Raw genomic sequence first — 22100 nt, 5'->3', positions numbered from 1 at the left:
AATTGTTAGCCTGGCCGGATGCGGGACGGCAAGCAGCGGGCGGGACGCCCACGGGACCTGGGCATCGATCAAGCTGTCCGGACGGCGGCACTGGCCCTGCTGGCCGAGGCCGGATACGGGGGACTCGCGATTGAGGCGATCGCGCGCCGAGCCGGGACCAACAAGGCCGCCGTCTACCGGCGCTGGCCGAACCTTCCCGCGCTGGTGCTGGACGCGCTCGGTGCCCAGCTCGGTGATCTGCGGCCACCGGACACCGGGTGCACGATCTGCGACCTCTGCGACGCGATCAAGCTGCAGCTGACCGTCTTCCGGCGCATGCCGCCCGATGCCCTGGCCGCGCTGCGCGCCGACTGCGGCGGTGACGAGGAACTGAACGAGGCGTTCATGCGCACCCTGTTCGACCCGCCGCGCGAGGCGGTGGCCCAGGTCCTCGACGCGGCCATCGCACGCGGTGACCTGCGCGAACACGTCGACCGTGAACTGGTCCTGGACCTGCTGGCCTCCCTGGTCCACTACCGCGCCCTGTTCGGCCACGGCTCCACCGCCGACGAGGACGTCGAGGAGGCCGTGCACGCACTATTGCGGGGCGTCGCCCAGGACTACGCCCGCCTGGTCAGCGTCAGCCGGGCCACGTCGCACGCCCCCTCGCCCGGCCACCTCCACGCCGACGGGTACGCCCACCACTGGAACGCCGGAGCCTCCGGCGCCGGGGCGGACCCGTCCGAACGCCCCGCCCCGCGCGGCCCCGGCGCCGCGACGTGAGCCCGGACACGTACCATGTCCGCATGTCCTTCCTCCGCCGCCGCAGCGCCGCCACACCCGCGGGCCCCGACTTCGACGTCCTGGCCATGGACCCGGGTGACTGGCCCGGAAACCTCGGCGCGGGTCTGCTGCCCGCCCCGGACGGGAGCTGCCAGGGAGTCTTCCTGCGCTACGACCTGTTCGGCGGCCGGGGCCCCGCGATGATCATCGGCAACCTCCCGGAGGGTTCGCCCGCGCGCGAGACCGAGGAGGGCCAGGTCCCGTTCGAGGTCGCACAACTGCTGCTCGCGCTGGAGAACGACGAACCGGTCGAGGTCACCGGCGCCGAGGACATGCCGGTGATGCAGGGCGACAACCTGCTCATCGTCCGCCGGATCAAGCTCTCCGAGAGCCGTATCTCCTGCGTCCAGTTCGACCGCAGCGACGGTGTGCTCGTCACCATCGCCAGCTGGGACCGGCCGATCACCGACGACCTGTACACGCTCCTGAAGCCGCTGCCCGCCGAGCTGTTCCAGCAGGGCTGAAACGTCCCTTCGCGGCCGCGCGCCTCGGGTCGCGCGGCCGCGGACGATGCCCGGGCAACCAGGACATGTTTCGAAGGTCCCGTCCGGCCCTTCGGGCGAACGACGCTACTTTCGAAGCACTAGACGCGGCCGCCCGCGAGCGGAGCGAACAACGCCGTCACCCGCGCCGCCGAAACACCGATCCCCGTGGGCCCGCTCAGCAGGCACGGGGTGCCGGTGCCCCGCCGCAGGTCCTGCTCCCGGTAGCGACGGCAGCCCCGGTGCCAGATCAGGATGCCCGCGATCCAGTGCTCGAGTTCGAGCACGTATCCGGCCAGGATCTCCCTCGCCTCGGCGTCCAGCCCGAAATCGTCGTACAGCACCGGGAGTTCCCGCTCCGCGACATGCAGGAACTGGCGCAGCCGCGACTTCATCAGGTCGTACACGATCCGCACCCCGGTCGGATAGTCCACCCCGAAGAAGTTCTGCACGACCAGGACACCGTTGTGCACCTCGCCCTCGTACTCGATCTCCTTCTGGTACGAGAACAGATCGTTCAGCAGGCACGCGTAGTCCGCCGCCGCGTTCTCCAGCGAGCGCAGCGGACCGCTGCGGTAGATCTCCTCCGGCACCTTCCGGCCGTGGCCCAGCCGGCACAGGCTCATCGTCAGGTCGGAGCCGAACGTCATGCGCCGCATCTCGACATAGTCCACCGGGTCCGGGATGCGGTTCTGCACCTGGTTGGCCAGCTCCCACAGCCAGCTCGCGGTCATGTCCTCGACCGCCGTCCGGAACGTGCGTCGCGCGCCCGCGTCCATCGGCGCGGAGGTCCTCGTCCACAGATCGGCGAGCCCCCGCTCCAGCGCGTTGACCGGTTCGGGGGTCCCGGCCCCGTCCAGCGGCATGAACAGCGAGAGCCGCTCGTTGGCGAGCCTGGCCCCGGTCAGATCGCGGGCCCGCCCGTGCACCACCGGGAACCAGTCGTCGCCGTACGTCCCCCAGGTCAGCCACTGCGAGGCGAGATCCAGTTCCCCCGGCGTCGCGTCGGGATGCAGCCCCGCCGCGCACAACGGCAGGTCGAACGCGACGAGCCGTTCCTCGTCCCAGATGTGCGAGCCCGGCACACCCGGCTGCGCCTCCAGGATCCCCATCCGCCTCGACCAGTCGACGATCCGCACCCGCGCACCCTCCAGATGGGGGCTGAGGGTCGTGTCGAACGGCAGTTCGAAGTCGGGCAGCAGCGACGGGCCGACGTACTGGTACGGCACATGCGTGTGACTGCGCAGCCGGGCCGTCTCCGAGCGGAGGGTCGGCCGGATCGACGCCGCGGCCATGCCGAAGGCGGGTCCGGACCGGTCGCCGGCCTTGCCACCGTCGTTCATGTACCGGCTGGAGCGCATGTGCCATTCGTGGCCGCCCGACTGCCAGTCCTGCAAGCCCTTGACGTATGCCAGGACCGCCGCCGTCCGCTCCGGGCCCAGTGCCTTCTCCGCGCACAGCGGGCCGAGTTCGGTGAGCACGGTGTTCTCGAACTGCTGGAGCCGGGACGTCAGCAGATCGTTCACCGCGTCGGCCGCCTCCTGCGTCGAGCAGCCGAGGAAATGTTCCAGCACCAGCACGCCGTTGCTGTTCTCGCCCTCGTCCTCGACCTCGCGCTGGTACGAGAACAGGTCGTTGCGCAGATGCACCCCGTCGGAGAAGGCGTCCCGCAGCACCCGCAGCGCACGCTCGTCCGCCACGGCCGCGGGGACCTCCGCACCCGCCGCGTACTCCACGAGACCCGCCGACCAGGGGGCGCCGCCCACCTTGCGGCGCATCTCGATGTACTCGACGGGGTTCGCGATGCGTCCCTCGTCGATGTTGGCCAGCTCCCACAACGACTCGTTGAGTAGGTTCTCCGTCGCCTCGGCGAACCGGGCCAGCCAGGCATCGGACATGCCCGGCACCGTACGCGCCCACAGATCGGCCAGGCCCGCCTCGACCGGATTCGTCGGCTCGGGCATCGCCGCCCCGCGGTCCCTCGGCATGAACGCGGGCAACCGGTCCAGATACCGCTTGCCGCCCTCGCGGTCGAGGGTGCGTTTGAACAGCTCCAGGAAGTGGTCGTCGAAGAAGAAGACCCACACGTACCAGTCGGTGACCAGCGAGAGCGCCTCCGACGAGCAGTCGGGGTGGGTGTACGCGCACAGCAGCGCGTAGTCGTGGGAGTCGAGGTCCTTCTCCTCCCAGACGCCCGAACCCTCCAGCATTCCCATGCCGCGCGCCCACTCCTTGGTGTGCCGCCGCGCCTCCTCGACATGGGGATTGAGCCGGGCCGGATGAGGAACATAGAAGTCCGGCAGGGTGAAGGGCTGAGCCATGTTGTGTCGGGCCTTTCCGAGATCTCGCCGTGCGCACGCCGCACGGACCGGGTGTCCGCGCGAGCACTACCCTTCGGCCGTTCGGGGCACGCACATCCGCAATTAGTCACATGAATGGTGCGCCCGGGCGCGCGGTGTCCCTGCCCGCCGATGACTGATCGGACCGGGACACCCGGAACGCGGGGATCGAGATGCCACCGACCTCCCACGGATTCCTTCTTTCCGCAGGTCAAAGAGGGCGCCAGTGGTCTGGTCCACTGGCTCGGCCGACGGGCGGCGCCGACCCCTTGACGCGCTGTCATCTCACGTCCGAGAGTGTGCGCGCACCGCGGAACAGTGAGATCGGAACACGTACGGCCCCACTCGCACGGCTCCAGGAGAGGCCCCATGACGCCCAAGCAGAGGACCCGACTCGCGGCCGCGTTGGCGACCGCCGGCGCGCTGAGCACGACGCTGCTCGGCCCCGCGACACATGCCGGTGCCGACTCGGTGCGGCCCGACTGCCCGCGCGGTCTCGCGTGCGACTGGGTTCCGGCGGCCCACGAGCAGACGGGCGACCCCGCCGACAAGGAGACGTACGGCAACTACGACACCTCCGACCGCCCCCGCACCAACAAGATCAGGTTCATCGTCCTGCACGACACCGAGGAGGACTTCGACACCACCCTCAAGATCTTCCAGAACCCGCTGAAGCAGACCTCCGCCCACTACGTGGTGCGCTCCTCCGACGGCCACGTCACCCAGATGGTCAAGAACAAGGACGTCGCCTGGCAGGCGGGCAACTGGTATGTCAACAGCCACTCCATCGGCATCGAGCAGGAGGGCGTCGCCGTCGACGGCGCCAAGTGGTACACCGCCGAGATGTACCGCTCCACCGCGAAGCTGGTGCGTCACCTCGCCGCCGAATACGGCATACCCCTCGACCGCCAGCACATCATCGGCCACGACGGCGTACCGCCCACCACCGCCTCCGGAACCAGGAACATGCACTGGGACCCGGGCCCGTACTGGGACTGGAACCGCTTCATGGCGCTGCTCGGCAGGCCCACCGTGCCGACCGCCTCCGCCCGCGGCGAACTCGTCACCATCAGCCCGGACTTCAAGAAGAACAAGCAGGCGTTCCGCGACTGCGAGAAGGGCGTGGACCTGCCCGTCCAGGGATCCAGCGCCGTCCCGCTCCACACCGCGCCGTCCGCCGACGCGCCGCTCTTCTCCGACCCCGGTCTGCACCCCGACGGCTCTCCCGGAACCAACTGCGCCGCCGACTGGGGCAGCAAGATCAGCGCCGGCCAGCGGGCCGTCGTCGCGGACCGGGTCCCCGGCTGGACGGCGATCTGGTGGTACGGCCAGAAGGCGTGGTTGCGCACCCCGGCCCACACCCGGACCACCACACCCACCGCCGGATACGTGGTCCGGCCCAAGAAGGGACGCGCCGAGATTCCGGTATTCGGCGTCGCCTACCCGGAGAAGTCGGAGTATCCCGCCGACTTCGCGGACCAGCGGGTGGGAGCACCGCTCGGGTACACCATCAAGGCCGGGCAGACCTACCCCGGCGGCGGCGAGGCCCCCACGGGCTACTTCCACGCCCCGACGATCGATTCCTCGCACCCCTACGACCACACGTACTTCCGAGGCGGGGAGAGGTACGTGACCGTGCAGATCGGCCACCGGATCGCCTTCGTCAAGGCGTCCGACGTGGACATCGTGCGCGCGCACTGAGAAGGACCCGCGTCACGGCAGCGCGCCGCGGGCCCGGTGTGTCGGCACCGGACCCGCGGCGCGTCTCCCCCCGGGAGGGTCAGCGAGTGCCGACCGCGGCGCGAACGGCTCGGCGGGCCATGGCGCAGTCGTCGTGCAACCGCCGCAGCAGCAGCCGCTGTTCCTCGCTCGACGAGAGCGCACCCGGCCGGTCCGGAACGACGCCTCCTGCCCCCGGCTCCCGCATGGCCCGCTGGACGGCCGTCTCGTAGGTGCGGATCTCCCGCGTCAGCACCAGCATCAGATTCACCAGGAACGCGTCGCGCGCCGCGGGTCCCGCCGCCTGTGCCAGCTGGCTGATCTGGCGCCGCGCCGCCGGTGCGTCCCCCAGGACCGCCCACAGCGTCGCCAGGTCGTAGCCCGGCAGGTACCAGCCCGCGTGCTCCCAGTCGACCAGCACCGGACCCGTGGGCGACAGCAGGACGTTGGAGAGCAGCGCGTCACCGTGGCAGAACTGCCACGTGCCCTGACGGCCGCCCGCCAGACCGTGCAGCAGCTTCTGCAGGTCGCCCAGATCGCGGTCGGTGAACAGACCGAGCTCGTGGTAGTGGGCGATCCGCGCGGCGTAGTCCAGCGGCGCGTCGAACAGTCCCGGAGCCGGGCGCCAGGTGTTGACACGCGCGATCGCGCCGAGCACGGCCCGCACGTCGGCCCGGGGCGGCGCCTCCGCCGGGTGCCGGGTCAGCGCCGCCACCCGGCCGGGCATCCGCTCGATCACCAGGGCGCAGTTGTCCGGGTCGGCCGCGATGAGCCGGGGCACCCGCACCGGCGGGCGGTGCCGGACGAACGCGCGGTAGGCCGCTATCTCGTGGCGGAACCGCTCCGACCACGCGGGGGAGTGGTCCAGTAAACACTTGGCGACCGCGGTCGTGCGTCCCGTGGAGCCGACCAGGAGAACCGAACGGCCGCTGCGGCGCAGGACCTGCACCGGACTGAACTCCGGGCAGATCCGGTGCACCGACGCGATCACCATCCTCAGCTGAGCGCCCTGCGGACCGGACAGGTCCAGCCGTCCGCTGAGCGGCGCGCCGCCCACCCCCGCCGGTCGCCTCGGCCGGACCCCGCCGGAAGCCGACGGGGCGGCGTGCGGCGCGAGGTACGGCCCGCCGCCCGCCCCCAGGGGACGGAGCGGCCGGGGCGGGGCGGTCACGGAGGACGATGCTGTGTACATGGGGGGACCAGATCCCTTCGTGCGCCGACAAGTTGCGTGCACCGCCCCGTCCGGCGGCCCTTCGGCACCCTGGGGAGTACCTAGGGCTGCCGGGCGGGGTGGCGCTTTCCTACCCGACACCAGATCACGGGTGGCAGACCATCTGGCGCACCCTGGCGAACCCTGGCGAATAGTCGCGACGCCTGTGACAGGCGGCTACTGTCAACACAGCCGAGAACCTGGGGGCTTGACGTGACCGGAGAACCCAACACCCGCCTGTCCGACCTGTTCGGCATCGCCGGCTGGTCCAAGGGCGAACTCGCGAGACTGGTGAACCGGCAGGCGGCGGCCATGGGCCACCCGCAGCTGGCCACCGACACCTCGCGGGTGAGGCGTTGGATCGAGATGGGCGAGTCCCCTCGCGATCCGGTGCCGAAGGTGCTGGCAGCCCTGTTCACCGAGCGGCTCGGCCGTGTCGTGACCATCGAGGACCTCGGGTTCGGCCGGCGCGGGCGTGTGGGGAAGCGGCGAGAGGCGGGGGCGGAGCACAACCCCGACGGACTGCCGTGGGCGCCCGAGCGGACGGCAGCGGTCCTCACCGAATTCACGGGAATGGACCTCATGCTCAACCGACGCGGCTTGGTGAGCGCGGGCGCCGCGCTCGCCGCAGGATCGACCATCACCGGCCCCATGCACAACTGGTTGCACAGCGACCCCGTGCTGGCGGCCGACGTCCCACGGACCGATGACCCGCTGTACGCGGACTCCGCCGGATTCGACCGGTACGAGGCCGCCCCCATCGGGTCGGAGGAGATCGAGGCACTCGAACGGTCCGTCGAGGTGTTCCGCGCCTGGGACGCCTCCAGGGGCGGCGGACTCCAGCGCAAGGCCGTGGTGGGGCAACTCAACGAAGTGGGCGGCATGCTCGCCTACCGCCACCCCGAGCACCTGCAGCGTCGCCTCTGGGGCGTCGCCGCCAATCTCGCGGTGCTCGCGGGGTGGATGTCCCACGACATCGGCCTGGAACCCACCGCGCAGAAGTACTTCGTCATCGCCGCGCACGCGGCACGCGAGGGCGGCGACCGTCCCCGCGCCGGCGAGGCCCTGTCCCGGGCGGCGCGCCAGATGGTCCACCTGGGCCGTCCCGACGACGCCCTGGACCTGATGAAGCTCGCCAAGTCCGGCTCGGGCGACATGGTTCTGCCGCGCACCCGGGCGATGCTGTGCACCATCGAGGCATGGGCGCAGGCGTCCATGGGGCAGGGCCAGGCGATGCGGCGCACGCTCGGCAAGGCCGAGGAACTCTTCGTCTCGGACAAGAGCGACGTCCCGCCCCCCAGTTGGATGCAGATGTTCGACGAGGCGGATCTGCACGGGATGCAGGCCCTGGCGTTCCGTACCCTCGCCGAACACGACCCGTCGGTGGCGACGGTGGCTCAGCGCCACGCCAAGCAGGCGCTGGAACTCCGGGTCAACGGACGCCAGCGGTCCAAGATCTTCGACTTCATCTCGCTCGCCTCGGCGTGCTTCATCGCCGACGACCCCGAACAGGCCGACCGTTACGCCCGGTTGGCCCTGGTGACGATGGGGGAGACCTCCTCGCACCGTACCTGGGACCGGCTGCGCGAGATGTACCGGCTGACGGGCCAGTACGCGGGATACGCGAAGATCGAGGACCTGCGGGAGGAGATCCGGGTCGCCATGCCGCAGCACTCCGTCATCAAGCGGCCCAGTCGCTCGTCGGAGATCTGACCCGGGGGCACCGCGAGGGGCGGGCACCGGTCGTCGACCGCGAGACAGCGGCCGAGGCCCGGTCGAGCACGGCCCGGTCCGACACCGTCCGAAGCAACACCACCGTCCCATCGATCACCGCCCGCCCGAACACCGTCCGGCCGGCGATCGTCCGCACACCGGGTTCCGTGGGCGGATCCTTCTCCCGCGTACCGCTTCGTGTCCGGCGTTCGCGTTCGAGTGCCCGTACGGGCGCCGCTGTGCCTACGCCCCGATGCGGGCGATCAGCACGCACGCGTCGTCCAGGCGCTCGGCGCCGCCGAACTCCGTGACGACCGCGCGCACGCACTCCTGTGCCGTACGGGCCTGCGCGAAACGCGGTGCCAGCGCGAGCAGGGCGTCCGGGCCCGCACCCCGGTCGCTGTGACGGTTCAGCCCGTCGGTGTGGAGGACCAGCACATCACCGGGCAGCAGCTGCGCCTCGTCCTGCTCGTAGGCGACACCCGATGCCGCGCCGAGGAGGACCCCGTCGGGCGACGGCAGCGGGCGCCCCTCGCCGTTGCGGAAGAGCAGCGGTGCGGGGTGCCCGGCCTGCGCCCAGGCGAGGGCGCCGGTGGCCGGATCGAAGCGGCAGCAGACGGCGCTGCCGAGGGCCGGCTGCACGGAGGATTCGAGCAGCCGGTTGAGATGCCCCATCAGAGCCCCGGGCTCGACACCGGCCACGGCCATCCCGCGCAGCGCTCCCAGGAGCATCGCCATGGCGGAGGCGGCCTCGACGCCGTGCCCCGTGAGGTCGCCGACGGTGAGCATCGTCCTGTCGTCGGGCAGTTCCAGGGCGTCGTACCAGTCGCCCCCGATCAGGGAGCTCGACTCCGACGGGAGGTAGTGGGCCGCGACGTCCAGCACACCGGCTCCCCGCGAAGGAAGCCGCAGCGGGCCGCGCCACGGAGGCAGTACGGCCTCCTGGAGCTCGACCGCCATCCGGCGCTCGGTGCGCGCCATGTGCTGCCTGCGCCGCAGCGCGTCACGGGTCCGGCGCACCGCCTGCTCGCTGCGCCGCAGCTCGCTCACGTCCCGTAGCACCGCCCACATCGAGGCCGTGCAGCCGTCCGTGTCGAGCACCGGCTCGCCCATCATGTGGAGCGTGCGCGTCCGGCCGTCGGTCCGCAGGATGCGGAACTCCCCGTCCAGGGGCCTTCCGTCCACCAGGCAGTCCGTGACCAGGGCTGTCAGTAGGGGCTGGTCCTCGGGGAGCAGCACGGACGGAAGCTCGTCCAGGGAGAGGGGGCCCGCGTCGGGGGACCTGCCGAAGATCTGGAACAGCTCCTCGGACCAGATGACCTCGTCCGTCAGCAGGTTCCACTCGGCGCTGCCCACCCTGCCGATGAGCGAGCCGCTCCGCGACGGGGCCGCCCCACCGTGCGGAGCGGGCCGGGAGGGAGTCTTCGCGGACGGCTGCCCTGGGGGGCGCGGGGTGTGCGGCGCGTCGGGCCCGAGGCCCTCCCGCAGCTGTCCCAGATGGGTTCCGAGGTCGTCGAGATGGTGGACCGCCAGTTCGCAGAGCGCCCGTTGCCAGCGCGTGTGCGGGTCCTCCTCGTCGACGAGGACAGCGTCGCGGCGTACGGCATCCACCTCGCCGCGCAGCTGCCGGGCGCGGTGGATCAGCGCGTCGACGGCGTCACGCTCGTGCGGCTGCGGGGCGGGGCGGTCCGCGGACAGATGGGACGGCATCTCGTACTCCGATACAGGCGCGGCGCGACCAGGTCTGAAAGGTGGACCGGAGACGACTGTGGCACAGGCCGCGGGGGCTCGTAAGGGATTTGGCAACACTCGATACGTTGTTGCTTCTGGCATATGCCATGGGCTGCGCATGGCATCGATTCGTCGAACAGCCTTTCATCTGACGGAAGTTGACGCTCGGGGGTGGATGCATGTCGCGCCGTGCGCGCTCGGGTTGTGCGCCCGGCTCATGGGGTGTGCGCGGGGGGCGTGCGGGGGCGCGCGAGCGCCTCCCTGCGTGGTCCGGCGCCCGTCGCCGAGGGGGTGATTCCCGGGGGCGAGTTGCAATGGTTTATCGTTCATCTATGCGGGGTTGCGCAACGCGCCCACCCCTCGACCGCCCCGGCCGGAAACCCCCGATCCGGCCGGGGCTCCCCAGCTCCGCGCCCCGGCCGACGCCCACGCCCGGTACCCGTACCGGCACCGCGCCGGGCTCAGCCGCCGGGCCGTCGCGTCGGTGCCGCCTCGATCAGCAGCGCGCAGGCCACGGGCACCACCGCCACGAGGGCCGCCGCCTCCGGCCTGAGCCGCACCGCCAGCGCGGTCACGGCGGCACCCACCACGACCGCCGCCAGCCGGCCGGCCGCCCAGCGGTCCTCCCGCCGCCACGACCGCGACGCCGCGCGCCCGACGAGGTACGTGAGCGTGCCGGTGAAGTAGTTCGTGGGCGTCGTGAGGACCCGCCCTTGGACGCCCATGGCCGCGGCGACGAGCACCAGCGGCCCCAGCCGGCCCCCGGCGGACGTGAGCGGACCCGCCCCCCACAGCACCGCGCCCGCCGTCAGCAGCACCACCTCGACGAGCAGCGTCATCGGCAGGGGCCACCGCAGCCGTGCGGTCAGCCACGTCCCGCACGCGACCCCCGAGCCGTACGAGACCAGCGCGGTGATCACCCCGAGGGCCACCCCGTGCTCCCCGACGCCGACCGCGGAGGCGCCCAGCAGCACGAGGTTTCCGGTCATCACTCCGGCGAAGACCTGCCCCAGACAGACGAAGGCGAACGCGTCGGTCGCCCCCGAGGCGGCCGACAGGAGCAGCAGGGCACATTCCGTGCGCGGATCGCGCCCGGTGGGGAAGGAGACGGTGGACACGCCTGCATTCTCGGTGCGGCCGTGCCGGAGGGCGCCGGAACGCCGTGGGCACGGCGCGGCGTTCCGTCCCGTCGCGCGCTTCCGCTCCCCGTCGTGTCCGGCCGTTCGTCGGCGCTCGGCGAATTCGCTGTCCCGATCCTCCGCGGGCGGGGCAGGTTCGGAGGCTGACATGCCGGCGAGCTGTACTCGCTGCGCATGGTCCATCTGCACATGATCGGCGAGTACGCGCGTCACATCGGCCACGCCGACCTGCTGCGCGAGCGCATCGACGGCGCGACGGGTGGTGACGCGGCGCCGGTGACGAGCGGCGCGGGGGAGGCCGCGCCGGGCCGTGTCCTCGAGCCGTCGGCACGGTGTTCGGCCTCTGCCCGGCCTCGTTTCCGCGGGCACCGGCGCATGCGTCGGCGCCCGCGGGGTGGACGCCCGGGAACCCGCGCCCCGGGCGAGCCCTCCGGGAGTTGGATGACGGGTGTTCGGGGATGTCCGGAAGCGGCCCCGTGAACTCTCCGCCGACCGCAACCCTTGACGGCGGCTCGGCGATGGTTATGGTCTGGTCCAAGTGCAAGGCCGCCTGACGGGCACCCGCGACCGCGCGGCGCGCGTTCCGGTGGGCCCTGCCCCGCCCTTCGCGCCTCTTGGCCCCACACCGGAGAGGCCGGCCTGCCGTCGTCGGGCCCCCACGGCCCGGGCGTGCGCAGCGACGCCTCATGTGAAGGAGAAGCATGCACGCGAAAAGGAAGACAGCCGCAGTCGTCGGAGCCGCGCTGGCGCCGGTTCTGGCGCTGACCCTCCCGGCGGGCTCCGCCGACGCCCACGGATACATCTCGTCGCCGCCGAGCCGTCAGGCCCAGTGTGCCGCCGGGACCGTGAGCTGTGGAGAGATCAAGTACGAGCCGCAGAGCGTGGAAGGCCCCAAGGGTCTGACCAGTTGCAGCGGCGGCAACGGCCGGTTCGCCGAACTCGACAACGACTCCAAGGGATGGAAGGTGACACCGGTCGGCCGGACCCAGTCGTTCCAGTGGGTCCTGACCGCCCGGCACGCCACGAGCACCTGGCAGTACTTCGCCGGCGGCCGGAAGATCGCCGAGTTCAACGACAACGGGGCCCAGCCGGGCGCGACGGTCACCCATCAGGTGGGCTTCGGCGGACTGACCGGCAAGCAGAAGGTGCTCGCGGTGTGGAACATCGCCGACACCGCCAACGCCTTCTACGCCTGCATCGACGTCAACGTCGGCTGACCGGGGCCCGGTCGCCGGGTTCCCGGCCGTCTCCCCCGGATGTCGCGTACGCACGGAACGGTTGCCGTGAACACACGGAACCCCGGCCCGATTCCGGCGGGCCGGGGTTGTGTGTGGGTTGAGCGGTCGGGTCAGTCGTCGCCGTAACCGCCCTCGCCGCCGTAACCGCCCTCGTCGCCGCCGTAGCCGCCCTCGTCACCGTAGCCACCCTTGTCGCCACCGTGGTGGCCGTGGTGGTGGTGGATCACGCGGAAGCTGGCGACGATTCCGTTCTTGACGTGGACGCCGCCCTTGACGTGGCCCGGACGGACGCCGTCGCTGGAGCTCCACGGCCCGACGGTGGCGATGGGGGCGCCGTTGTCGCAGGTGACGCCGCGGAAGACCTCGACGGTCTTGTGGCTCTCGTTGCGGATGTTGAGGGTCTTGGATCCGAGCCCGCTGATCACGGTCACGCAGCCGCCGCGCTCATCGGTGTAGGTGCGCTCGTTGATGTGGATGCGCCCCTTGTGGTGGTGGTGGTGCCGGTGGTGGCGCTTCTTCTCGTGGCCGCCGCCGTGGCCGCCGCCGTAGTTGTTGCCCTCGTTGCCCTTGCCCTCGTTGCCCTTGCCGGCGTCGCCGCCGTTGAGGGCCATGGGGGCGGCCTGCTGGACGATGGGGGCCGCCTGGGCCGGCTCGGAGGTGGCTGCGGAGGCGTAGGTGATACCGGTGGCAGCCAGGGCCGCCGCGGCCGCGACGGCACCGGTAACAACGGTGGAACGGGTAACCATGTCACTTCTCCTGTCTCAGGGAGGCCGGCTGAGCAGTCGGCCCGTGATTGAACGTACTGACGGTCCCCATACCTGTCATATCGGACACGTTGCCGTGCGCGGCCGGAACGCCTATCGGGGTACACGACCTACGCCAAATGCTATTTCCGGATAATCCGACAAACGCTCAACTACCCTGAAACCAGGCGCCCTTGATATTCCGTTGGTCCGTACGGGCGACTTCCTGAAGCCCGCTCACCCCCGCAACGGCGTGTCTTTCGTTGACACGCCCGGGAAAAGGCGTCCGTCGACTTGTCGGTGTCGGTTGCTCTCGCCTCTGACCTGCTGTTTTGAGAGCGTTGTGTTGTGTTGTGTTGTGCCGCCCGGTGGCCCCTTCGCGGTGTTGTGGCGGTGCGGTCGGGGCCGCCCGTGCCTCCGACGGTGCCCTCTCCCGGCGGGGTGTCGTGCTGCCCCGGGGTGCGTGCGTCCCGGAACGGTGGCGTGTTCCGGGTGTCGTTCAGCCAGGGAACTCCGTGCGCTCCCACCACTCGTAGACGGGCAGTTGGCCCTCCGGGGTGTCCTTGCGGCGTGTGGTGACCCTGAAGTGTTCGTATCCGCCTCGGAACGGGACCTTGAGGTCGTTCCCCGGGGTGGTGAGGGGGACGATGCGCTCCGGGAGGTCGTCGGGGCCGCCTTCGAGGAATGCTCTGAGTGTGTTGGTCATGCAAGGCAGTTTCTCCGGTGGCCGGTCGGGCTCCTCCGTGACGCGCCGACACCCTGTCCGCCCGGGCGATGTAAACTTCTCAACAAGTTGAGGAGTATGTCTGAGGGGTGTGCGGGTGCTCCAGATCCGGATCGGCGCGGAGCGTGCCGCGGAGGCGGGCGACGGCCCGGCGCGAACCGCCCGCGGATGGCGTCCCGGCATGAGCGAGGACGAGGCGTGGGAAGCTGGTCGGGGCGCCTGGAAGTTCAACGCCGACCGGGCCCTGTCCCAGAACGAGGCGCAGATCATCAATGCCGCGGGCACCGTGCTCGCGGTGGCGAGGATCACCGGCATCTCCAAACGCGGCGACCGCTACGCGCTCGAGGGCGAGCTCCTGCTCGGTGATCCGCGCGTGGGACGCCCCACCCCGAGCCCGCATCTGTCCCGCAACCCCGTCACCTACATCTGAAGGGCCTGTCCGGTGAGTGATTTCGACGCGATCGACTCGCTGCTCGCCGCCGTCGGCCCGGAAGCGGAGCTCCCGGCCGCCGAGGTGCGCCGCACTCTGCGCGAACGGGCCCGGCTGTCCAGGGCGCAGGTGGCGCGGGCGCTGGGTGTGGGCCCGTCGACCGTCGCCGGGTGGGAGAGCGGCCGGGACCCGTCCGGCGAGACACGCACGAAGTACGCGTATCTGCTGGACGGACTGAGCGCCAAGCTCGGCACGGAGCCCAGCCCCTCTGCCACCGGCCCCGCGTCGGCCCCCGGGCCCGCCGCCGGATCCGGGGCCGGGACCGACAGCGAGGACGTGTCCGAGGGCGCAGCGACTCCGGCCGGAGAACGGCCCGCGGCGCACGGCGCGGCGGCTGCCGTCGTTCCCGCGCCGGAACCCGGCCCAGCACCCGACGAGGTGGAGCCCCTGGAGGGCGCCGAGCCGTGCGTGCTGTGCGGGCATCCGGCCACGCAGCGCGTGGCGGGCTTCGCCCAGCACCTGGACGCGGCCGACTGCCGTCCGGCCGTCACGACGGCCGGATCCCCGGACGTCGCCCCCGCCTCCGCCCGGGCACCCGAACCGCCCGTCCACCGGATGCCGGAACGCTCCACCGCCTCCGGTGCGGGAGCGTCGTCCACGACGGACCCGTCGAGGCGTTCCGGATCACCGGCCCGACGTGCCTTCCAGCAGCAGGCCGGCCCGGCCGCACTGATCCACGAGGCGGTCCGGGGCGCGCTCGCCGAGCACCGGGGCGACATGGACGCGGCCGTCGCCGCCCTGTCGAAACGGGCCATCCCGGACGCGATGCGCCTGCTGGACGAGACCCGCAAGGGTGCCCGCTACGACGTGATCGCCCATCCCTGGATCCCCGACATCCTCAAGAAGCAGACGTCCAGGGGGGCCGACCAGATCTGGGAGGCGCGCCCGAAGTGGACCCGGCACGAACTTCCGCCCGGCCGCCACGAAGTGACGGCGCTCGACATCAACGGCGCCTATCTCTCCGCCCTCAAGACACATCTGCCGTTGGGGCAGCTGGAGCATTCCACCGGCTTCGCACACGACCGCCGCCGCGCCGGTGTCCACCTGATCACCCCGCCGGCGTGGGAACACTCGGCTGTGCTGCCCAACCCGATCGGCAACCGTGACGAACCCGGCCCGCTTTGGGTGACCGAACCGACCCTGCGCCTCCTGCTGCGGCTGTCCGGCCCGAAGCACGGACTGTGCGAACCACCGGAGATCCACGAGTCGTTCACCTCCGGAGCCACCGAGAACCTGCTGGAGAAGTTCCGGGTCGCGCTCAAGGAGGCCAGGGACACGGCGATCGCCGCCGACGACGAGGTGACGCTGGAGTACGTGAAGGCGATGTACTCCAAGTTCGTCTCCACCATGGGGGAGTCGAACTACAACCGGGAGCTGTACCGGCCGGACTGGATGCACATCATCCGCTCGCAGGCGTTCGCCAACCTCTGGATGAAGGCCCTCAAGGCCCATGAGGACGGACTCGCCGTCGTACGGGCGATGGGCACCGACGAACTGCACGTCATCGGCGACTGGCGGCGCGTCTTTCCCGAGGGCCGGGGTGTCAGCGAGGTCAAGGTCAAGGACACCTACCCCGTCGGCGACGACGGGGTGGGGCCGGAGGACGCCGACGACTTCGAGGACGGCATCGGATAGGGGAGGGGGGCGGAGGACGCGGGCGGCGGGGTGCTCCCCGTCGGCGGCTCACCCCTTGACGACGCCCAGCGGCACCAGGTGGGCCACCGGCCGGGCCAGCCCGGCGCCCTCGGTGGCCTCCACGACCGCGTCCACGTCCTTGTACGCCTCCGGTGTCTCCTCGGCGAGACCGCGCCACGACGAGGGGCGCACGGCGATGCCGCGGGCCTCCAGTTCGTCGCGCAGCCGCTCGCCGCGGACCATGCGCAGTGCCTGGTGACGGCTCCAGACCCGGCCCGCGCCGTGGCAGGCGGAGCGGAACGCGTCGTTGCCGGGCAGGCCGACCATCACGTACGAGCCGGTACCCATCGTCCCGGGGATCAGCACAGGCTGGCCCGCCCGCGCGAGGTCCTCGGGCAGTTCCGGGTCGCCGGGCGGCAGCGCCCGTGTCGCCCCCTTGCGGTGGACGCACAGGGAGCGCCGCACACCGTCCACCTCGTGGGTCTCGATCTTGGCGGTGTTGTGCGAGATGTCGTAGACCAGGTCCAGCCCCGCCCCGGTGGCCGTGGCGAAGGCGCGACGGGCGGCCTGGGACAGCAACTGACGGTTGGCCCGGCCGTAGTTGGCGGCCGCCGCCATCGCCCCCAGGTAGGCGCGGCCGCGCGGCGAGTCGACCGGGGTGCAGGCCAGCTGCCGGTCCGGGACCCGGATGCCGTGCCGGTGCAGTTCCTGGTCCATCACCCGGACGTGGTCGGTGCACACCTGGTGCCCCAGGCCCCGCGAGCCGCAGTGGATCATGACGCAGACCTGACCCGTCCGCAGCCCGAAGGCTGCCGCCGTCACGGGGTCGTGGACCCGGTCCACCGCCTGGACCTCCAGGAAGTGGTTGCCCGACCCGAGACTGCCCACCTGGTGCAGTCCGCGTTCGACGGCCCGCGAACTCACCTCTCCCGGCGCGGCGCCCTCCAGGACGCCGTGGTCCTCGCAGCGGGCGAGGTCGCGCGGCACTCCGTGACCGTGTTCGACCGCGTACCGCGCCCCGCCGACCAGCAGTTCGTCCATCTCCGCGGTCCCGGACAGCTCCCACAGGCCGCCGCGTCCCATGCCGCGCGGGACGGTGCGGTCGAGAGCGTCCATCAGCCGCCGCATCCGGTCGTGGTCGAGCGCCTCGCGGTCGATCCCCGCGGCCAGCAGCCGGACGCCGCAGGAGATGTCGAACCCGACGCCGCCCGGTGAGACGACCCCGCCGCGGGCGATGTCCGTGGCGGCCACCCCGCCGATCGGGAAGCCGTAGCCCCAGTGCACATCGGGCATGGCGAAGGAGGCGCGCACGATGCCGGGCAGCGTCGCCACGTTCGCCACCTGCTCCAGCGCCTTGTCCCCGGACGCCTGCGGCAGCAGCGCACGGGAGGCGAACACCACCCCGGGCACACGCATCGGCTCCCGCTGTTCGATCCGGAACCGGTACGGGCTCCACTCCGCCAGTGCGATCTCCATGGCCCTCACCTCCGGTCGGTGGCCGGCCCGCGTTCAGACGTCGAGGGTCACCCCGCAGGCCCAGCCGTCGGGGTCGTGCCGCAGCCGCAGGTCGTGCAGCGAGACGGCCTTCGGTACGGCGCCGACCTCCCGGGCGGTCCCGGCGTCGGCCATGCGGAAACGGACCAGCGGTCCCGGTCCGCCGCCCGCCGCCCGGGACGCTCCGGTGCCCGTGTCCGTGCCCACGTCCGCGTCCACCTCCACGTCGAGCGGGATCTCCCCGTGGGCGTCCAGCCGGTAGACGACCTCCTCCAGGACCGTCACCAGCAGGTCCTCGCCGGAGCCGGCCGCGACCGGGCAGGTGCGCTCCCCGACCGGCGCCGCGCCGGACGTGTCGGCGAAGCTCTCCACCATCGCGCGCACGGCCTCGGCCACACAGCCCCCGGCCGTGGGGGCCCACGCCTCCACCCGCAGGTCCGCGGTGTGCGGCACGGTGCGGTGGCCGCGCGCGCCGGGGCGGCGCGGTGCCACGGGTTCCCGACCGTCCACGGCCGGCGCCTCCCCGTCGTCTCCGCGTACGCGGCCCGGGCCCGGCTCAACGGGCGGGGCCGCCGCTACCTCCAGCGTCGTCCCGCACCCCGCCCCGGGGCAACCCGCGGACGGCGCGGGGCCCGTCCCGTACCCGTCGGGCAGAGGGATTCGAGAATGTTCCCGAGGTCCGAATACCTGTGGCAAATGGCGGCGAACGGCCGCCGGAACAAGGCGGGTCGGGGGACTGGTAGGAAAGTTTACTGTTCGCTAGCATTCCGGCCGGTGGCCTGGCGCGGTGCCCGCCCCACGGGCATGACGCGCTCAGCGAGAGCTCTGACCCGGCCACCTCGATGCCGCTCCCCGTCCGCACGCGGGCCGGGCGCGCGGTCATGCACCGATGCCCAGCTCTCGCCCCCCAGGCCAGGAGTGCAGGTATGCACCTGAAAGGCTCAGCTCCGCTCCCCACAGCCACCCGGCACCGTACGGTGCCCACGGTCCTCGCCGCCGTACTCCTCCTCGTCGGCGGCCTGTTGCTCGCCTGGCCCGACCGGGCCGACGCCACCGCCGACCCACTCATCTCCGGTGGCAGGCCCGCCACCGCCTCCTCCACCGAGGACTCCGGTCTCGGCCCGCAGAACGCCTTCGACGGCGACCCGGCCACCCGCTGGGCCAGCGTCGAGGGCAAGGACCCGCAGTGGATCCGCGTCGACCTCGGCGCCACCGCCGACGTCACACGCGTGAAGCTCGACTGGGAGGCCGCGTACGCCAAGGCGTACCGGATCGAGATCTCCGCCGACGGCAGCGCATGGACCCGGCTCGCCGAGGAGACGGCGGGCGACGGCGGCACCGACGACCGGCCCGGCCTGTCCGGCAAGGGCCGCTACCTGCGCGTGTACGGCACCGCGCGCGGCACCTCGTACGGCTATTCGCTCCACGAGGTCGAGGTGTACGGCACGTTCGCCGGGACGCCCCCGCAGACCGGTGCCTTCACCGTGGTCGCCGCCGGTGACATCGCCGCCCAGTGCACCGCCTCCGACAGCGGCTGCGCCCACCCCAGGACCGCCGCGCTGGCCCAGCAGATCAACCCGAAGTTCTACCTGACGATGGGCGACAACCAGTACGACGACGCCCGGATCTCCGACTACCGCGCCTACTACGACAAGACCTGGGGCGCCTTCAAGAACAAGACGCACCCGGTGCCCGGCAACCACGAGACGTACGACCCGGCCGGATCGCTCGCCGGCTACAAGGCGTACTTCGGCGCGATCGGCTACCCCCAGGGCAAGACCTACTACAGCTTCGACGAGGGCAACTGGCACTTCATCGCCCTCGACTCCAACTCCCTCGACAAGAGCGCCCAGATCGACTGGCTCAAGGCCGATCTGGCCGCCAACACCAAGGCGTGCGTCGCCGCCTACTGGCACCACCCGCTGTACTCCTCGGGCGGGCACGGCAACGACCCGGTCAGCCGACCGGTCTGGAAGCTCCTCTACGGGGCCAAGGCCGACCTCGTGCTCAACGGACACGACCACCACTACGAGCGGTTCGCCCCGCAGAACCCCGACGGGAAGGCCACCGCCGACGGAATCACCGAGGTCGTCGGCGGCATGGGCGGCGCCGAGCCCTACCCCATCGAGGAGGTCCAGCCCAACAGCCAGAAGCGGATCAGCGGTCAGTACGGCGTCCTGAAACTGGACTTCACCGACACCGGCTACAGCTTCAGCTACGTCGGCACCGACGGCAAGGCCAAGGACACCAGCCCGAAGTACACCTGCCACTGATGTACCTGGCGACCACAGGCCGCCGGGACACACCGGCACCGCCCCGCACCGCCGGGGCGGTCCGGCGCGTCCCCGGCACCGTCCTGGCACTCGGCACGGTCAGCCTCGTCACCGACGTCTCCTCCGAGATGGTCACCGCGGTGCTGCCGCTCTACCTGGTCCTCGGACTCGGTCTCTCACCCCTCCAATTCGGCTTCCTCGACGGACTGTTCAACGGCGTGACCTCCGTCGTCCGGCTGCTCGGCGGCCACGCGGCCGACCGCGGCCACCGGCACAAGAGGGTCGCGGGCATCGGCTACGCCCTCTCCGCCCTCTCCCGGCTCGGACTGCTGCTCGCGGGCGGCGCCACCGCGGGGATCGCCGCCGCCCTCGCCACCGACCGCGTCGGCAAGGGCATCCGCACCGCGCCCCGGGACGCGCTGATCACGCTCAGCAGCAGGCCCGAGACGCTCGGCAGATCCTTCGGTGTGCACCGGGCCATGGACACCACCGGCGCCCTGCTCGGACCGCTCGCCGCGTTCGCCCTGCTCCGGGCGACCACCGGGGCCTACGACGCGGTGTTCGTCGTCAGCTTCTGCGTCGGGCTGCTCGGCGTACTGCTCCTCGTGCTGTATGTGCCCCGACAGCCGGTTCTCGGCCCGCCGACGCCCCGGGCCCCGCGTACCCGCAAGGTGTTCGCGGCGCTCCGCGACCGGGGCTTCCGACGGATCCTCGCAGCCGCCGGACTGCTCGGCGCCGCCACCATCGGGGACGCCTTCGTCTACCTCCTGCTCCAGCGCCGGCTCGACCTCCCCGTCGGCTGGTTCCCGCTGCTGCCGCTCGGCGCGGCGGCGTGCTACCTGCTGCTCGCGGTCCCGGCCGGGCGGATCGCGGACCGGGTGGGCCGACGGCTGCCGTTCCTGTACGGGCACCTCGCGCTGCTCGGCGTGTACGCCGCGCTCCTTCTCCCGGCCGGTGGCCCCGCCCTGCTCCTCGTCGCGCCCGTGCTCGTGCTGCTCGGGGTCTTCTACGCCGGGACCGACGGCGTGCTGATGGCCCTGGCCTCACCCGTGCTGCCCGCCGACGGCAGGGCGGGCGGGCTGGCCCTGCTCCAGACCGGCCAGGCACTCGCCCGGATGCTCGCCGCCGCGGGCTTCGGCGCCGCCTGGACCGTGTGGGGACCGCGCCCCGCCCTGTGGGCGGCGGCCGTCGCCCTGCTCGCCGCGCTCGTCGGCGGCTGGGCGCTGCTGCCCCGTGACCCGTCCGACCCCGCGGCCGCCGAGGAGCCCGGAGCCCCGACCACCGAGAGGCCGACCGCATGAGCGCCGGATTCCCCGAACCCACGACACCCCTGGGCCCACGGGCCCGGATCGCCGTCCTGGTGGCCGCGGTGCTGCTCCTCGCGGGCGGATCCGTCGGCTACGCCCTGCACGCGCAGCACCGTACCCCGGCCCAACAGGCCGAAGCCGAAGCCTCGTTCACCGTCACCGGGCCCGCGCTGTACTTCCGGGACACCGCCACCGGACGTGTCGCCCGCCGCCCGCTCGCCGCCCCGCCCGGCACGCGCACCCCCGGCGGTCCCGCCTGCGACCGGTTCTACGCCTCCGGCGACCACGCGGTCTGCCTGCGCGCCCGCCCCGGCGTACTGCCCAGGACGCACGCCGTCGTGCTCGACCGCCGACTGCGCGAACAGCGCCGGATCACCGTGCCGGGCATCCCCACCCGCGCCCGCGTCTCCGCCTCCGGGCGGATGGTGTCCTGGACGGTGTTCGCCACCGGGGACTCGTACGCCACCACCGCCTTCTCCACCCGGACCGCGATCCTCGACCTGCGCACCGGCTACCTCGTCAAGTCCATCGAGGGCATCCCCCTGACCCTCGACGGAGCCCGCTACCACGCCCCCGACGTCAACTACTGGGGGGTGACCTTCGCCCGCGACGACAACCGCTTCTACGCGACCGTCTCGACCAAGGGCCGCACCTACCTGGTCGAGGGGGACATGGCGAAGTGGTCGGCGAAGGCGCTGCGGCAGAACGTCGAGTGCCCTTCCCTGTCGCCCGACAACACCCGGCTCGCCTTCAAGAAGAAGGTCTCCGACGACCCGGCCGATCCCTGGCGGCTGTACGTCCTCGACCTGCGGACCATGCGCGAGACACCGCTCGCCGAGACGCGCAACGTCGACGACCAGGCGGCCTGGCTGGACGACGGCACCGTCGCCTACGCCCTGCCCGGCTCCGGGGGCCGGGGGAGCGACATCTGGACCGTCCCCGCGGACGGCACCGGCACACCCCGCATGGCCGTGTCCGGAGGATCGTCACCGGCGGCGGTGGGCCAAGAGCCCGCCGGGTGACCACTGACCGGGCGGCCGT

Annotated in this window: 18 protein-coding genes and 1 pseudogene; 11 read left to right on the top strand and 8 right to left on the bottom strand. The window is 72.0% G+C overall.

The features are described from left to right. Positions 1 to 18: 18 nt before the first annotated feature. On the top strand, positions 19 to 762 hold the full coding sequence (locus tag ACFYY6_RS06910; protein WP_351524953.1) for a TetR/AcrR family transcriptional regulator: 744 nt from the start codon (positions 19 to 21) through the stop codon (positions 760 to 762). 23 nt (positions 763 to 785) lie between these two features. Continuing rightward, on the top strand, positions 786 to 1286 hold the full coding sequence (locus ACFYY6_RS06905) for a hypothetical protein (protein ID WP_386610509.1): 501 nt from the start codon (positions 786 to 788) through the stop codon (positions 1284 to 1286). A 119-nt stretch (positions 1287 to 1405) separates the two neighbouring features. On the opposite strand, the gene ACFYY6_RS06900 is transcribed toward ACFYY6_RS06905, so the two are convergent. Then, the gene (locus ACFYY6_RS06900) at positions 1406 to 3625 is read right to left on the bottom strand and encodes a germacradienol/geosmin synthase (RefSeq protein ID WP_388652855.1); all 2220 of its coding nucleotides are present in this window, start codon (positions 3623 to 3625) and stop codon (positions 1406 to 1408) included. 387 nt (positions 3626 to 4012) lie between these two features. Here ACFYY6_RS06900 and ACFYY6_RS06895 point away from each other — a divergent pair, with 387 nt between their 5' ends. Next, the gene (locus tag ACFYY6_RS06895) at positions 4013 to 5344 is read left to right on the top strand and encodes an N-acetylmuramoyl-L-alanine amidase (RefSeq protein WP_386610512.1); all 1332 of its coding nucleotides are present in this window, start codon (positions 4013 to 4015) and stop codon (positions 5342 to 5344) included. A 79-nt stretch (positions 5345 to 5423) separates the two neighbouring features. Here the strand turns inward: ACFYY6_RS06895 and ACFYY6_RS06890 are convergent, their stop codons facing one another. Continuing rightward, a complete protein-coding gene (locus tag ACFYY6_RS06890; protein WP_351635132.1) occupies positions 5424 to 6554 on the bottom strand; it encodes a phosphotransferase in 1131 nt (376 codons plus the stop codon). A gap of 231 nt (positions 6555 to 6785) precedes the next feature. Between ACFYY6_RS06890 and ACFYY6_RS06885 the strand changes: the two genes are divergently transcribed. Continuing rightward, complete coding sequence (locus ACFYY6_RS06885; protein WP_351525678.1) at positions 6786 to 8285, top strand: hypothetical protein; 1500 nt, start codon at positions 6786 to 6788, stop codon at positions 8283 to 8285. A gap of 243 nt (positions 8286 to 8528) precedes the next feature. Here ACFYY6_RS06885 and ACFYY6_RS06880 read toward each other — a convergent pair whose 3' ends face one another. Both ACFYY6_RS06880 and ACFYY6_RS06875 read right to left on the bottom strand, forming a co-directional pair. After that, complete coding sequence (locus tag ACFYY6_RS06880) at positions 8529 to 9995, bottom strand: PP2C family protein-serine/threonine phosphatase (protein ID WP_386610514.1); 1467 nt, start codon at positions 9993 to 9995, stop codon at positions 8529 to 8531. 482 nt (positions 9996 to 10477) lie between these two features. Beyond that, positions 10478 to 11134: a YoaK family protein gene (locus tag ACFYY6_RS06875; protein WP_351635127.1), complete on the bottom strand. Its 657-nt coding sequence runs from the start codon at positions 11132 to 11134 to the stop codon at positions 10478 to 10480. A gap of 171 nt (positions 11135 to 11305) precedes the next feature. Here ACFYY6_RS06875 and ACFYY6_RS06870 point away from each other — a divergent pair. Together ACFYY6_RS06870 and ACFYY6_RS06865 are read left to right on the top strand one after the other, a co-directional pair. Further along, positions 11306 to 11416, top strand: a pseudogene (locus ACFYY6_RS06870) (DUF664 domain-containing protein); the annotation flags it as partial. Positions 11417 to 11856: 440 nt separating this feature from the next. After that, entirely contained in the window at positions 11857 to 12372 is a 516-nt protein-coding gene (locus tag ACFYY6_RS06865; RefSeq protein ID WP_351525681.1) for a lytic polysaccharide monooxygenase auxiliary activity family 9 protein, read from the top strand. A gap of 131 nt (positions 12373 to 12503) precedes the next feature. Here ACFYY6_RS06865 and ACFYY6_RS06860 read toward each other — a convergent pair whose 3' ends face one another. Next, entirely contained in the window at positions 12504 to 13139 is a 636-nt protein-coding gene (locus tag ACFYY6_RS06860; RefSeq protein ID WP_389191976.1) for a hypothetical protein, read from the bottom strand. A gap of 496 nt (positions 13140 to 13635) precedes the next feature. Continuing rightward, positions 13636 to 13842: a DUF5988 family protein gene (locus tag ACFYY6_RS06855; protein WP_351523543.1), complete on the bottom strand. Its 207-nt coding sequence runs from the start codon at positions 13840 to 13842 to the stop codon at positions 13636 to 13638. A gap of 109 nt (positions 13843 to 13951) precedes the next feature. Here ACFYY6_RS06855 and ACFYY6_RS06850 point away from each other — a divergent pair, with 109 nt between their 5' ends. Continuing rightward, complete coding sequence (locus ACFYY6_RS06850) at positions 13952 to 14290, top strand: hypothetical protein (protein ID WP_351523541.1); 339 nt, start codon at positions 13952 to 13954, stop codon at positions 14288 to 14290. Between the two features lie 12 nt (positions 14291 to 14302). Continuing rightward, entirely contained in the window at positions 14303 to 15985 is a 1683-nt protein-coding gene (locus tag ACFYY6_RS06845; RefSeq protein ID WP_386608467.1) for a helix-turn-helix domain-containing protein, read from the top strand. A 48-nt stretch (positions 15986 to 16033) separates the two neighbouring features. On the opposite strand, the gene ACFYY6_RS06840 is transcribed toward ACFYY6_RS06845, so the two are convergent. Continuing rightward, a complete protein-coding gene (locus ACFYY6_RS06840) occupies positions 16034 to 17461 on the bottom strand; it encodes an RtcB family protein (RefSeq protein WP_389191973.1) in 1428 nt (475 codons plus the stop codon). Between the two features lie 33 nt (positions 17462 to 17494). Next, positions 17495 to 17989, bottom strand: coding sequence for an archease (locus ACFYY6_RS06835; RefSeq protein ID WP_351523536.1), 495 nt, complete (start codon positions 17987 to 17989; stop codon positions 17495 to 17497). Between the two features lie 416 nt (positions 17990 to 18405). On the opposite strand from ACFYY6_RS06835, the gene ACFYY6_RS06830 reads away from it, so the two are divergent. The 3 genes from ACFYY6_RS06830 to ACFYY6_RS06820 are packed head-to-tail and all read left to right on the top strand — an operon-like array spanning position 18406 to position 22081. Then, positions 18406 to 19752, top strand: a complete 1347-nt coding sequence (locus ACFYY6_RS06830) for a discoidin domain-containing protein (RefSeq protein ID WP_389191970.1) — start codon at positions 18406 to 18408, stop codon at positions 19750 to 19752. Further along, complete coding sequence (locus tag ACFYY6_RS06825; protein WP_389191967.1) at positions 19752 to 21053, top strand: MFS transporter; 1302 nt, start codon at positions 19752 to 19754, stop codon at positions 21051 to 21053. The genes ACFYY6_RS06830 and ACFYY6_RS06825 overlap by 1 nt, the downstream gene beginning before the upstream one ends. Beyond that, positions 21050 to 22081 (top strand): TolB family protein, encoded by a 1032-nt coding sequence (locus ACFYY6_RS06820; RefSeq protein ID WP_389191964.1) that lies wholly within the window; start codon positions 21050 to 21052, stop codon positions 22079 to 22081. Before ACFYY6_RS06825 ends, ACFYY6_RS06820 begins: the two co-directional genes overlap by 4 nt. Positions 22082 to 22100 lie beyond the last annotated feature (19 nt).

This window comes from Streptomyces sp. NPDC001750, assembly GCF_042892615.1.
GTDB lineage: Bacteria > Actinomycetota > Actinomycetes > Streptomycetales > Streptomycetaceae > Streptomyces.
The sequence above is the reverse complement of the archived record's forward strand: the minus strand, read 5'-3'. Positions and strand labels throughout refer to the sequence as shown.